Source organism: Anaerobium acetethylicum (genome assembly GCF_900096945.1).
Classification (GTDB): domain Bacteria; phylum Bacillota; class Clostridia; order Lachnospirales; family Lachnospiraceae; genus Anaerobium; species Anaerobium acetethylicum.
This window is the reverse complement of sequence record NZ_FMKA01000026.1, coordinates 1-14,494: the sequence shown is the minus strand read 5'-3', so window position 1 is coordinate 14,494 and position 14,494 is coordinate 1. Positions and strand designations below refer to the sequence as shown.

General features: G+C 40.7%; 10 protein-coding genes and 1 pseudogene. 4 read left to right on the top strand and 7 right to left on the bottom strand.

Going from position 1 to position 14,494, the window contains the following annotated elements; all coding sequences use genetic code 11:
• Positions 1–120 precede the first annotated feature (120 nt).
• The 7 genes and pseudogenes from BJR36_RS15230 to BJR36_RS15205 all read right to left on the bottom strand — a co-directional run.
• Positions 121–1,242: a DUF362 domain-containing protein gene (locus BJR36_RS15230; protein WP_091235946.1), complete on the bottom strand. Its 1,122-nt coding sequence runs from the start codon at positions 1,240–1,242 to the stop codon at positions 121–123.
• Between the two features lie 904 nt (positions 1,243–2,146).
• A complete protein-coding gene (locus tag BJR36_RS15225; protein ID WP_091235943.1) occupies positions 2,147–4,486 on the bottom strand; it encodes a type I phosphomannose isomerase catalytic subunit in 2,340 nt (779 codons plus the stop codon).
• A 72-nt stretch (positions 4,487–4,558) separates the two neighbouring features.
• On the bottom strand, positions 4,559–5,134 hold the full coding sequence (locus BJR36_RS15220; protein WP_091235941.1) for a hypothetical protein: 576 nt from the start codon (positions 5,132–5,134) through the stop codon (positions 4,559–4,561).
• A 34-nt stretch (positions 5,135–5,168) separates the two neighbouring features.
• On the bottom strand, positions 5,169–5,543 hold the full coding sequence (locus BJR36_RS15215) for an SdpI family protein (protein WP_091235938.1): 375 nt from the start codon (positions 5,541–5,543) through the stop codon (positions 5,169–5,171).
• Positions 5,544–5,752: 209 nt separating this feature from the next.
• A complete protein-coding gene (locus BJR36_RS15210; protein WP_091235935.1) occupies positions 5,753–6,373 on the bottom strand; it encodes a hypothetical protein in 621 nt (206 codons plus the stop codon).
• A gap of 215 nt (positions 6,374–6,588) precedes the next feature.
• A complete protein-coding gene (locus tag BJR36_RS20370; RefSeq protein ID WP_169823729.1) occupies positions 6,589–6,747 on the bottom strand; it encodes a PHP domain-containing protein in 159 nt (52 codons plus the stop codon).
• A gap of 158 nt (positions 6,748–6,905) precedes the next feature.
• Positions 6,906–8,132: pseudogene (locus tag BJR36_RS15205) on the bottom strand (RtcB family protein); the annotation flags it as partial.
• 145 nt (positions 8,133–8,277) lie between these two features.
• On the opposite strand from BJR36_RS15205, the gene BJR36_RS15200 reads away from it, so the two are divergent.
• Genes BJR36_RS15200 through BJR36_RS15185 form a run of 4 tightly spaced genes read left to right on the top strand, consistent with a single transcriptional unit; the run spans position 8,278 to position 14,308 of the window.
• The gene (locus BJR36_RS15200; protein WP_091235930.1) at positions 8,278–9,708 is read left to right on the top strand and encodes a tyrosine-type recombinase/integrase; all 1,431 of its coding nucleotides are present in this window, start codon (positions 8,278–8,280) and stop codon (positions 9,706–9,708) included.
• Positions 9,701–11,989, top strand: coding sequence for a site-specific integrase (locus tag BJR36_RS15195; RefSeq protein WP_169823727.1), 2,289 nt, complete (start codon positions 9,701–9,703; stop codon positions 11,987–11,989). The genes BJR36_RS15200 and BJR36_RS15195 overlap by 8 nt, the downstream gene beginning before the upstream one ends.
• Complete coding sequence (locus tag BJR36_RS15190; RefSeq protein ID WP_091235925.1) at positions 11,982–13,799, top strand: site-specific integrase; 1,818 nt, start codon at positions 11,982–11,984, stop codon at positions 13,797–13,799. Before BJR36_RS15195 ends, BJR36_RS15190 begins: the two co-directional genes overlap by 8 nt.
• Entirely contained in the window at positions 13,778–14,308 is a 531-nt protein-coding gene (locus tag BJR36_RS15185; RefSeq protein WP_091235922.1) for a hypothetical protein, read from the top strand. The genes BJR36_RS15190 and BJR36_RS15185 overlap by 22 nt, the downstream gene beginning before the upstream one ends.
• The last annotated feature ends 186 nt before the right edge of the window (positions 14,309–14,494 follow it).

The following is a 14,494-nucleotide window of genomic DNA, read 5'->3' as shown; positions in this document are numbered from 1 at the left end:
TTTATTCAACACAGGCTTTTCCTATTTACTGTTTTAAATCCACAACATAATTTGGGCTGCTTTATCCGATCCTGGCGGTCTTGATCCTGGCGGTCTTAATCATTCCAGCCCGAAACTGTCCTAAACCACTACCAGCTCATACTCCCGGGTTCCGACGCCGATCTTTTCGGCATGCTCCAGGGTCTCTTTCCACCTTACGTTCGGGTTGCTGTCCTTAAAATGGTCATGGTGGCAGTGCCAGCCTGCCTGTGCCAGATTATCAGCCAGCTGGCTGTTCGGCATCGGAGCCTGCCTCTGGCATGCGTCCACGCAGGCCTGGTCTAGTGCGACCGGATCAAATGAGGCAAACATCCCTACGTCAGGCAGGATTGGAGCGTCATTTTCTCCATGGCAGTCGCAGTTAGGCGAGATATCCATGGCCAGGCTGATATGAAAGCAGGGGCGTCCGGCACATACGGCCTGGGTATATTCCGCCATTTTCCTGCCCAGCACTTCTCCGGCATCCCACTGTGGTACACCAATGGCATCAAAGGCGCATGCGCCGATGCAGCGTCCGCATCCTTTGCAGAGCTCCTGGTCGATGATCGCTTTGTTATTCTGGAACAGGATCGCATCGGATCCGCATTCCCTTGCACATCGTCTGCAGCCGCGGCACAGCTCCGGATCGACCAGAGGCTTTCCTGAAGAATGCTGGTCCATCTTTCCTGCCCTGCTTCCGCAGCCCATGCCGATATTCTTGATTGCGCCGCCGAATCCCGTCATCTCGTGGCCCTTAAAATGGCTGACACTGATAAACACGTCTGCGTCCATGACTGCGCGTCCGATCATCGCTTCCTTGACATATTCGCCATTTGCGACCGGTACGCTGATATCATCTGTTCCACGCAGGCCGTCCCCGATAATAATCTGGCAGCCTGTCGTAATCGTATTGAACCCATTGAGATTTGCACAATCCAGGTGCTCCAGGGCATTCTTCCTGCTTCCCGGATAGAGGGTATTGCAGTCTGTCAGGAACGGCATCCCCCCCTGTTCCTTCACCATATCTGCAATCGCTTTTATATAATTCGGCCTTATAAAAGCTAAATTTCCAAGCTCCCCAAAATGCATTTTTATCGCCACGAACTTCCCATCCATGTCAATATCCTGGATTCCTGCAGCCTTGCATAATTTCTGCAGCTTGATTAATAAATTCGATCCCGGTCCTACGCGAAAATCCGAAAAATATACATTTGATTTTTCCATTGTCTTCCTCCCTGTCATTCATAAATCATGTTGTCCGAACCACTCTTAGCCGTACTTACAGCAGCAGGTTTTTCATTTGCAGCGCTTCTTCTCAGAAATAAAAATCAAAGAAACGCACATTGCCAAAACATTATACTTGTTAAAGTTAACTTTAGGTCAAGTGTTTTTTTAGGCGGAGTTGTAGGCGGAGTTGTTTTTAACCAAAGGTCGTGTTAACCGGAGGTTTATTTGGATGTTTATTTGGATTTTTTTCCAATTATGACCAGCATTTCAAAAGCCCTCTTATAACGTCCGGCTTCGTCAATTTTCACATTCGCCATCCAACACGCAGTGATGCAAAACATGATTCAATGAGCAGCTTTATGAAGACGTCGGCACTTGGGCCGCGTATTTTGCGGCCTTACGTACCGCTACGTCTTCATCTAAGCGAGAGCGCGCTGCGAATGAACATGTTTTGCATCACGTCCTCCTGTAACGTCCGGCTTCGTCAATTTGCATATTCGCCATCCAACACGCAGTGATGCAAAACATGATTCAATGAGCAGCTTTATGAAGACGTCGGCACTTGGGCCGCGTATTTTGCGGCCTTACGTACCGCTACGTCTTCATCTAAGCGAGAGCGCGCTGCGAATGAACATGTTTTGCATCACGTCCTCCTGTAACGTCCGGCTTCGTCAATTTGCATATTCGCCATCCAACACGCAGTGATGCAAAACATGATTCAATGAGCAGCTTTATGAAGACGTCGGCACTTGGGCCGCGTATTTTGCGGCCTTACGTACCGCTACGTCTTCATCTAAGCGAGAGCGCGCTGCGAATGAACATGTTTTGCATCACGTCCTCATTGTCGAAAACTGTGCAAATTGACGACTACTATTATATAAATAGGCTTTTGACACTCCACTCAAATATGGGTAATGATAATCTCGCATTTTCCCGTCACAGTCAGGACCCTGTTTCCCATAGTTACAAATATGCTGTCTCCAGTCTTGAATTCCGTCCTTACCTGATTTTCACAAAGATATCCCGACCCGTCAACGCAGACGATGGACATAAAGGAATCTTCTTTTATTTCTATTTCCATTCCTTCTTTGATCTTGTAGCTCATGCACTCAAAATACTTGCACTGGCTGAGTATCCTGGATGTGTATGCGGGCGTATCGACAATGCTGTCTTCGAATTCCTGGATTTCATATTTCTCGTACGTCAGGACATCCAGTGCTTTTTTCAGATGCAGCTCCCTCGCATTCCCGAACTTGTCCCTTCTGTCATAGTCATAGAGCCTGTAGGTGCTGTTGGAGCTCTGCTGGATCTCGCAGATCAGGTTGCCTCTGCCGATGGCATGGACCGTGCCCGCCGGAATGAAGAATACGTCACCCTTTTTTGTAGGGATCCAGTTCAGGACTTCGATGAACGTGTTGTTCCTGATCCGTTCCCTTGCCTCTTCTTTTGTGATGTCTCTGTTGAATCCGCAGTAGATGCCGGCTCCCTCTTCGCTTTCCACGACATACCACATTTCGCTCTTGCCATATTCGTTCTCGACCTCCAGTGCATAGTCGTCATCAGGATGGACCTGTATGGACAGGTCGTCTTTCGCATCGATGAATTTGACGAGTACCGGGAAGCTTGCCATCGGCTTGCATTTCCAGCCCAGATATTCCTTGCCGATCGTGTCCAGGTAGTCTCCGAACAGCATGCCTTTGTGGCGGCCGCTTTCGACGATGCTCTGTCCTGCCGGATGGGCCGACAGCTCCCAGCTTTCTGCTATAATATCGTAGTCGCAGTTTTTGTCAAAGGCATCCCTGAGCTTCGTCCCTCCCCAAAGATAATCCTTGAATGCAGGAGACAGCTTTACGAAAGGCGGAGCTTTGAACCCAAGTTCCGATTCTGTCAGGTCCGGCGTCTGGATGGAGACCATATCTTCTTCGCTGACATGTTCGCCTGTGGCCACCTCGATAATGATCAGGGGATCCAGGCCGATATTGGAAACCTGATGGTAGATATCCGCTCCCACATCCACATTGTCCCTGGCGAAATACTCTGCGGTAATGTCATTCATGGTGATCCTTGCGGTTCCCTGGACGATTGACCAGTGTTCGCTGCGGTACAGATGCTTGTGGTTGTAGATTGTGTTCCCGGGATTGATGATCACCTTTTTCACCCGGTAATTCGGCTCATCGATCAGGAGTTCATACTTTCCCCACGGCCTGTATGTGATGCGCCCTTTTTCAAAAAAAGGCTGGAGCTTCGGATTTTCCTGCAGGATTTTCTTCAGGTTGCCGGAGTGTCCGTTTTTTCCCACATATACGGCGTCCTTTGTATTGACGATGAAAACGTCTTCCAGACCGTTGGCTACCACTGCCCTCCTGCTGCACTGATTCACAATGGTCGTGTTCGTGCAGCCCGAGGCAACCTGGAGGCCGGGGGTTCCGGTCCTGATTTCCGTGGACGTCAGGTCTTCAAGCCTGTCTATGTCCTTCCAGTAAAAATCGCTCTGGAGCACTTTCGCTATCCTGGTCTTTTCAAAAACCGCCTTCTCGATGGCAATGGCCGGAATGCACAGAAGCTGCTCCCTGTCAAAGAAGCTGTGCCCTTTCCTGATCTTCCTGTTCTTATATACCTCTTTGCAGGCTTCATAAAGCTCCGGCGCATATGCCCGTACTTCATTCAGGAAATTTCCAATCCGGAACAGGAACATTCCGCTGTTAATCAGATAATCGTCCCGCAGCGCAAATCCGGCTGCTGTCTCCCTGTCCGGTTTTTCCACAAATGCCAGCACCCTGTCCTCTTTGTGGTGGATATATCCGAATCTGGTTTCCGGCTCCGTGATCTGCATGCCGAATGTGCAGAGATATCCGTTCTCTGCCTGTTTTTTTCCATTGAGGATATGGTCCTTGTAGGTGTCACCCTCCACAATCTGGTCCGCGGCAGTGACAAAAACAAGTTCTGACAAAGGAAACTGCAGGCATGCCAGCACAATGGCCGCCGCCGTCTTCCTTCCGATTTCCTCAAATATGCATCTGTAGGTGATCCCCTGAAACACCTGCATCTGATTTTCCACAATGAATTCATAATCCCTGTTTGTCACTATGATAAACTCATCACAAAAAGGAATATTCCGGGCAATGGTCTCCTGAAAAACGGAGTGGTTCTTCTGTATCTGTATAAACTGCTTGGGGTAATTCTTTCTCGACAACGGCCATATGCGGTCACCCTTACCGCCGGCCAATACTAAACATTTCATTTTTGAATATTCTTCCTCCCAATAACTAGTAATTGCTGTGCTGTCTCTACTGTAACATAATGGCTGTTGGATTTAAAGTGCGGTGACATTCACGGATGCCAGTTCTGCTTTTATTTCATTCTTTGCAGCAATTTTATTGATTGCGGAAACCAGGTCATCCTTATAAATGTCAAAAATCCGGGTTACCATCTCGTTTTTCTGTTCCTGTGAAAGGGTTCCAAATGCTGCCTCAATCATCTGATAGGGCACCTTCTCCAGACCGGCCACGTATCTTGCCAGCTCTCCTGATTTTCCATCCTTTTCCTCCATGTTCGCCAATGTCTTCTTTAACAACTGGCTCACCAGATTTTCATAATCAATTTCTTCCAGCAGAAAATCGAATTTCAGCATGTCAGATCTCCTCCCCTTTCCTTTTCGCAATTCCATGTCCAGAATTTTAATTGCCACATGATTCCCGGCGATATACGCATTTGTTTTGACGATGATCCTCTCCTTGAATTTCGAAACAAACCAGACCAGCGCTTCTCCTTTAGAGGGGAGTTTTTTGATCGCCTTTCTGAATACGGACAGGTACCACCTGCCGTCGGGAATCTTTTTGATTATGCTGTCATATTCAATGTTTTTGACGATTATCTTCACTTTCAGCATACGCGCGCCTCTCAGCCTTCTCTCTGGCAGATTCTTATATCTTTGGCCGTCCCTGTTCGTCAAATTTGTCTTTCAATGCCTTCTCGACCGGAATAATGGTTACTACGATAGCGATCGTCTGAACAGTACATAAGATCACCATGATCATAGCCTGTATATCTTCGCTTTTATTCCGGAATATTACCATGATAGCGGCAGATATGATCAACAGCATAATTCCGCAAATTAGCATAAGCCTGGCGGAATATCTGTTGGCAAAATCCCAGGCTTCCCTGCTTTTCATTGATCTGGCTGTCCGATAGCCGGCAATAAAGTTGATTTCTTTGGGCGGGTGTTTTAGGAATATAATTCCTATCGCTGTTAATATAGCCGGAACCATGATGCCCAGAAGCAGATTGATCCAAAACATACAAATACCTTCTTTCGCTGATAATCCATTTTGTTTATACTTTATTTATGGTGTCAGGTACCTATTTATGGTGTCAGGTACCAAACCTTTTTATTCTTAATATAACGGATTTTTTGATGTCTGTCATCATCTGGTTTATTCATTATTTGTTCATTTTTCGTTCATTATCTGTTCATCGTACCAGGTACCAAAAAATAAAAAAAGAACATCTAGGATGCTCTCTTCACTTTTTGCTGGATCAGCGCTTCAAATATGTCTTCCGTTCCCTCGTATTTTGGATGGATCCGCATCAATCCTTCATACGTATGATATCCCTTTACCCTGAGCACCTTGCCCGAATCTATTCTGTGCTTATTGATAGCCCCATTCGGCTTATGGTTATATTTGTAATAAAGCCATTCACCGATGATAATTCCTGCAACCTCTTCTCTGCCGATTACCTTCATGCCAGATTTTGATTTTCCAAATATCCTTAGCTGCATGACGCCATAGCGGAAACTGTTTTTCAGCTTCTCCGTTTCCCTGGCCTTTCTTTTCTTATACTCCTGAAAATCTGTTTCCAGCAAATCCCTGATGGCAAGCAGCTCCTCCGCGATATCGAAAAGACTATGATACAGGATCCCCTCATCATGGACGATCCTTTCTTCTGCTACATATCTCCATTTTGGCAATGCCGTATTCTCTAAAAATCCAAGTTCTCCCAGGCTGTAACGATCCTGATTCTCTTCCAGGAATTCCTCGATGATCCGCCTCTTTATCATCGTTAATGGAATCTGATAATTCGCAATCGCCTCCTGGCTCAATATACTTCTTCCATTACTGTTATACATGAAAAATCCGCTCCTTTCTCATATGATAATCCTGCTTTCCGTATTTTCGCATCCTGATTTCTGCTGATTTCAACTGCTTTTTGCTGATTTCAGGCTGATTCAGGCTGAATTTCTGACCGGCAGACAGACAGAGGGTCTCTCAGTAATCCTGACCATATACGGCTTTCTGTCTTCGTATAAAGTCACATAAGAAAAACCGGCTCTTTCTATCAGCTTCACCGCATCGCTGATACCCTTCCCGACGTCGGCTCGTAGTGATCGGATACCGCTATTTCTCTGAGACCTTTTCCTGCTGCCGCATATGCCAGACTGGAAATCGAATCCCGCCCATCTCTGGAATGATTCGAGTGCATATGATAATCATATAAAAACATCGTTTACCTCCTTCAGATAAATCTGCCGTTCTGTTTCTAACTCCTGCTCCCTGTGACGTAGATTATGATATCACTGCAAGGTTAAAAACTGATTAACGCAAACAAAAGTGAAGGTAAATTTTTGTTTATACTTTTTTTATGGTGTCAGGTACCAATTTTTATCCCTTTATAGCTACCACCGGCTTCAGGCGGGCAACCTTTTTCGCAATACCTGACCTATGGATGACATCGACTATCTCATTTACATCCTTATAAGCCTCCGGCGCTTCTTCGGCCAGCTCTTTTATGGAGCCGATGTATGGATAGATGCCTCTGTCCCGGAGTTCCATCATCAGCTTTTTCCCATCGATCCGTCTGGTTGCCTCGCTTCTTGACATCTTCCTTCCGGCGCCGTGGCAGGAGGAGCCAAAAGACATCTGCATGCCGACATCGGTTCCGGCCAGCACATACGAGAAGGTTCCCATGCTTCCGGGTATGATGACGGGCTGTCCGACTGCCCTGTATGGCTCCGGAACGTCCGGATGATGTGGCCCGAATGCCCTCGTCGCGCCCTTTCTGTGGACGATCACCTTTTTGGATTTTCCGTCGATTTCGTGGCTTTCGATTTTTGCAATATTATGGGCCACGTCATAAAGAAGGGTAAGTCTGGCATCCCTGCCCAGAACCCTTCCCCAGGCTTCTCTTACCTTGTGGGTTATGACCTGCCTGTTTGCCCAGGCGAAATTTGCTGCCGCAGCCATTGCGGCATAATAGCGCTGCCCTTCAGGCGAGTCGAAAGGGGCGCAGGCAAGTTCCCTGTCGGGGACGGTTATCCCGTATTTTTCCATGGCAGACATCATGATCTTCACGTAATCGGTTGCCACCTGGTGTCCCAGGCCCCTTGAGCCTGTATGGATCAGGACCACCGCCTGACCCTTAAAAAGGCCATAGGCCGCTGCACATTCTGCATCGTAAATCTCATCCACAATGTCGATTTCTATAAAGTGATTTCCGGATCCCAGGGTTCCCAGCTGGTCGATCCCTCTTTTCTTTGCTTTTTCGGATACTGCATCCGGGCAGGCATGTTCCAGACATCCGGAAGATTCCGTCCTTTCCAGATCCTGTTCATTTCCATATCCGTTCCTGACTGCCCACTTCGAACCATGCTCAAGCACACTGTCCAGTTCTTTGCCTGAAAGCCTGATATCTCCGCCCTTTCCGACTCCGGAAGGAATACTCGTGTAAATTTCATGGCCCAGCTGCTCAATATACTGTTCAATCTGGGAAAACCTGAAATCCGATTTCAGAAGCCTGACACCGCAGTTGATGTCGTATCCGATTCCCCCCGGGGATATGGCTCCATATGGCCATAAAGTAGCTGCAACTCCGCCGATGGGAAATCCATATCCCTCGTGTACAAATGATTATTTCTAAAACTGTGTAAAACGAACGAAACCTTGATTCTGTCTGTGCTTCAAACTATATTTTTATTCTTTTTAACTTTACACATGCTTCTACATAATATTATTTGCTTTTTTACTTATTTATGTTATGATTATTTTACAAAGTGTGTATATTTCCCAATATGACGTGGTTGGTGAGAAAGGTGGTCTTTACATGATTATATTAAACGAAATAAAAAAAGACAACACAAATATCTTTGAAAGAATACACGCAGATGATAATGGAAAAATCATATTCCGCGAAGAAATACACTATAGATTATACAAAATCAAAAAGAAGAATACGAATACTTTTGTTTTGTATAATGATAATATGGAAGTGGTTTCTCCTGTGTACCGGTTTATAAACATCAAAATGGCAAAACAACCTTATAATTCCAGAGAAAAATCCATCTATGCTCTTCGCTTTTTGCATTGCTTTTTAAGTTTAACAAAAACCAAACTAACCGACTTGAACCATGATAATATTGAAAAATTAAAATATTTTCTCTTGGGTTATTCTCCGAGTCAAGGATCATACTCTATGAATCTGCAAACCGTAAGAAGCAACGCTACTGTTAACGAATATCTACAGGTTTATCGTTCTTTTTTTTCTTATTTAGGCATAAAATGTGACAGTTTATTTGAAACTCGTGAATTCATAACATTTAACATAAATCCTATAACTGAAAAGGCCGAAAATGTCACTTCCTATAAATCTAACCTCAAGACAGGGACACCTGTCAAAAGAGTGCCTAGGTATATATCTGTAGATAATTTTAAAACAATTATTAGTATCATCCGAAATGACAGAAATTTACTTGCAGAATGTATAGTTCGTCTAATGTATCAATTTGGACTTAGATTAGGAGAGGTGCTAGGTTTGACATTTGAAGATTTGGCAGAAATAGAAATTAACGGGAAGCTATGTCCCGTTTTATATCTCAGAGACAGATTATCTGACGATTTCTTTCAGCATGCCAAAACCTGTATGCATATAACTAATGCGAAACAATATAAAAGCAAGGACTATCAAACCGAAGGAGTGGGCTATCAGCAAATAATTATAACCTATGATATTTATGAATTATTAAACGAATACATAGAGCGAGCTCATGCTAAAGCACGTGCGCATAATCACAGCAGATATTGCAAAAAAGTTTCTGCTGACACAACTTCAACTATAAACTATTCTGAAGATAATTATTATGTTTTCTTGAACTCAATCGGGACCGTATTGTCTGCACAAACATGGAACAAATACATCAAATCTGTATTTGTAAGAGCTGACATTCCAATTGATACAGGCTCCAAAACGACAAATCTTAGTCATCGTTTCCGCCATGGATTTGCAATGTTCCAAGTTCAATATCTGAAGACTCATGTTTTAGAACTTCAAAAACTAATGCGGCATAAGTCTCTAGCCTCTACCATGAAATATTATAACCCAACAGAAGAAGATGAGTACAAAATCAAAAACACCTTTGTTAATGAGTTATACGATCTTATCCCAGGATTAAAGGAGAATGCATATGAATGACCGTCCTAGATATGAGATTGAGAAGTTAGGAAACTCTGAATTAGCTTATGAATTTATAAATCATATTAATCTCATTCAAGATGACATATTGAAAAACTTCGTATTTAACCTTGTAGATGAAAGAATCACAAAATCATCTTTCAAAATAGGCATAGCTCTAAAAAAGACAATCCGCGGCTCACTATTATCCTTTATAGATAGCCTAAAACCCAAAGCATCACATGATATCACATGGGCGTTTTTGTGTGACATAGTGACGTCAAACAACCAAGCTGCAATTTTCTGCTCGCCATTGCTTTTATTTTTATTAAATAATGATTTGTATAAAGGCTTATATAAAGACAAATTGTTATCAATCAGCAATCTTTTTGATTTGAACCATTGGTCTTCTTCTCTTCGTTGGGCATCGTTACCATATGTAAACGATGATATTAAATATTTTTTTGTAAGCTGGCGTTATTTAGAAAGCAGTTCTCCGAGAGTCGATTACCATATAATACGAGTCGATAATTCGAACCTCCGGAAAATCGTTGAGGCTTTTTGCTCCAATGATTCTGCTAAATATAATCCGACGACAGCTCTTTTTTATAATGAGTTTGATTATAGCTTAAACAAATATGCAACTGCAATAAGTACATATTCGGATTTTAATTTTACTATATACAAATCGCAATTCGAATACTATAAACAGTTTCCAAACACTGCGGTGCTAATTGGTATCTTAAATAGGTTTTATATATATTTAATCGAACATCCTTCTGGAGAAGGAAAGAATATTTTTAAAGACTATGACAATATTGACATTAACTTTTTAAAAAGATCCGATTTCACCAAATGCCAATTGGATGGTTTTTCCTTTTTGTATTATAATCCACTGGCACCGGTTCCAACATCTGAAAAATGGATATTACACATAAATGGATACGAAAGAACTTCTACCAAATGTATTTCGACAACAACTCAAAAATTTGATTTTTCCCAGATCAAATCTTCGGTTTATAAAACTTGCTTAATGCAATTTGTTTGGAATAACCTTAAAGTCAACTTCACTTCAAAATATGAGCAGTATAGAATTTTAAGCCAAATACTGAATTACATATATGACACAAAATCAAGGCAAGATTACCCTAATCCCAGCCTAACTCATTTTAATATATGGGAAGCACATTTGATTCGCAATTATATTGATGAAAGCCAAAACACCGCAAGTTCAAAAGAAGAATATTTATGTGCAATACGGATTTTTTTGACGTTTTTAGACACAAAACAAATAGCAACTTTTGAATTAATGTTTTTTAAATATTTACAAAAATTCAAAGTTGTTCCAACAAATCATGCACTCGCCATTCCAAAGGATGAGCTTTGCAAAATAAACAAGGTATTAATAGCACACAAGAACGAATCCTATTTCAACGAATTATGTTACACAATATTTCACGTGTGTCTTCAAACAGAATTTCGTATATCTTCCATCTGCCACTTGCACATAGATTGTATAACCGAAACAATGAAAGATAATCAATTTTTGATAAAAACAACGAGCAAAACTTCAAATGGTCAAAAATATATAGCTGTGGTTTCGGACTTAACCAAGCTGCATTTAGAAAATATCCTCAAATTATCAGCTACAGTTAGAAATGAGTGCCCTGAAAATTCATTAAAGAAATACCTATTTGTATACAGAACAACCATGAATAATTTTCGTCCAATAAGCGCTCATGATTTTCGAAATTATTTTTCCAAATGTTGTAAAGAGGCAGGAACTCCTATTTATAGCGCAAGTAATTTAAGAGATACTCACATGACTAAAGCTTTAGAATATAAAATGCGTCATGCTGAAAGTGACGTAACCTTAGCCGTTTTGTCAGGTCATAAAAACATCAATACGACACAAAACCATTATATCGAAATCGAATTAACCAAAATGCTAGAGTCAACTTACGGTATTATAATAGGCGATGTAACTATTACTGGGGAAATAGTTGATATAATTGAAAACAAGCATATTGAAAATGCGGCGCATTCTGTCGAACACAATTGTGGCTATTGCAAGCAAGATAGATGTTCGATATTAAATTCGTTATCTTGTTTAATGTGTTGTTCTTTTATTACCACCGTCAATCACGCACAGTATTTTCGTGATTCTATCTCCCAAATTGACATAATGATTCCAAACGCATTAACACAACACGATAAAGATGATTTAGTAAACATCAAAAGACTCTATTGTGCATATCTAATGGAAATCCTAAAAAAGAAAGGAGCCCATAATAATGAATAGCATCACAGTCAAACCATGTCCCGTCTCAGGAATTGATTGGACAATAGACAACCATTTTCAATATGGAATTGAAAACGCAAAGTATCTTCAAGTTTTGTTGGATGATATCAAATATCTTCCATTTAAAGACAGTGACATAAAATTCAACGACAGTAAATGGGATTTTAGACCTTATCAAAGCATGAAAAAATTCCAAGATTCGGTATTTGTTTTCTCTGGCCTACCCGAATACTTTATAAACACAACAAAATTCTTCGTTTTATTTTGCTTACTTAATTTACCAGCAAAGATTTCAACAGTGCATAGACGATTTTCTGATATCAAAAATTTCTTAATATATTTAGACTCGAAAAATGTGACTTCTTTAGAAATGGTTTTCCCAAACACAATTGAACAGTATTTCGAGACAAAATCACACTGTTCCGCCACAACACAATCAATGTTTTATACAGCGTTAAATCACTTTTTTGAGTTTGTTAGTGCCAATTACACTTATAAATTGAACTTCGATTTATCAATTTTTGATAGCCGATTCACCTATAATCAAATTGCCACAAATTTAATAGAAATCAATAAAACACCTGATATTCCAAAAGAATATTTCAACAAATTACTCTCTTTTTTAATTAACTCAATGCGAAATGAAAGCTTGAATTATATATATAGAAGCATAGCTTGTATTTATGTAATTTTAAGTCAAACCGGATTGCGTATTTCAGCCATTATATCATTAGAAACAGACTCTTTGTCAAGTACAAACCTGGAAAACATTGACAGCATTGCTTATTTTTTGAAAGCAAAAGAATTCAAACCAGGCAGTCAGGAACAAGAATACATCGAGGTGACAATATTCGCAAACCAGCTTACAAAGGAAGCTTTTGACACTTTGGTTGGTTTAAGAACCAGTCAACCCAATTACAAGAAGACAAAATTAATCTATTTACCAAATTCCAAAACGCTTCCACCTTCAAACGCTTATTGTACTTCAACATTTCATGCTTTTTTATACAGATATTCAGATTTTTCAAAAGGTTCAAGATCCCCTTTTCCAGAGTTATCTGTTGCGAAGAATAGAGGCCTCTCCGTATTTTCACCTACTACAAAGCAGTTCAGAGTCCATGTTTGTACAGAACTTTATCAGCGCAATGTACCATTACTTTATATACAAAAATATATGGGACACTTAAGCGATGATATGATCGGTTATTATGTTAGACCCAAAACTCCGAAACAAGAAGATATCGAATACTCTAACAAACTTCTCAAAGAATTAGTTGCTAGCGAAGTTGAACTTCTTGGTAATGACGCAGTACAGATAAAAAACAATATTGACAAGTTTATTCGCGATAATAATTTTAACGTAGAAAGCGATTTGGATACAATTATCAGTTCACTGAACAACCAATTTGTTATCAGAGCAAAAAGAGGCGGAGTATGTATAAAGACTTCAATAAGAGAATGTTCTAAAGATGCCAGGACTAATGAAATGTTCTGTGCTTTTAATATTTGTCCAAATTTGTTCCATGTATACTATATGACCGATACTTCGTATGACGATTTTAAAACAACAAAAAAAACTTTTGAATACAACGAGCGGAATGGATTTAAATTACAAGCGTCAAAAGAATTAAACAAACTTCATAACCTATGTCGAAAAAGATTGCTCCCTGAACTTGATGATTTAAAACAGAGGATCCAATTAAAAGGAATAGACGAAATTATTGCACTTTATCCTAACCTATTAGATGTCATAATGAATTTCGATTCAATAAAGGAGGAAATCGACTTATGGATGAAAAAGAAATTTTAGATACACTTCATGCCCGATTAATCAAACTTGGATATGAATACACTGCGCTTACTGCTTTACAACAGAAGCACCTTTTTAAAATTGAAGTAGAACTTTCCAGACGTCTATCAGAACAAGAGACCGCTTTGACCTGGCTGAAGAACACTAAAATCAACATTGCATCTGTATCTGACATGATTGATGTAAGTAGAAAAACCATTTATAATAACGAAGTATTGAAAGATTACATTGAACATGTAGAAGATGTTTACAATTCAAATTCTCCGCTAATAGAAATAACCGAACTGAGAGAACAATTAGACGAAGCTGTCACAAACATAAAAAAAATGGTTCACAGAGATATTCTTTTAGAGGATTTAAAGAATGAAGTAGATGAATTGAGAAAAGAAATCATTTCGTATAAAGAACGACTCCAATTTCTCCAAGAAGAAAACTTCGATTTATCTAGCAGGGTCCAAGCGTTTGAAAAAAAGAAGAAAATCAAGTCATCACTCAATGTAATAAAGTAACTGTAAGTGGTAAACTATAACCAGCAGATGGAAAATAAAATCCAGCAACTATTATAGAACACCTTCGAATGATATCCATTATTATTACAACGTAAACGTCAAACCACTCGCCTAGGCAAAAATTCTTTTTTAGTGCATACTTAAAAAAATCAATAGAGTTTTTCAAGGAGGTACTAATCAAACATG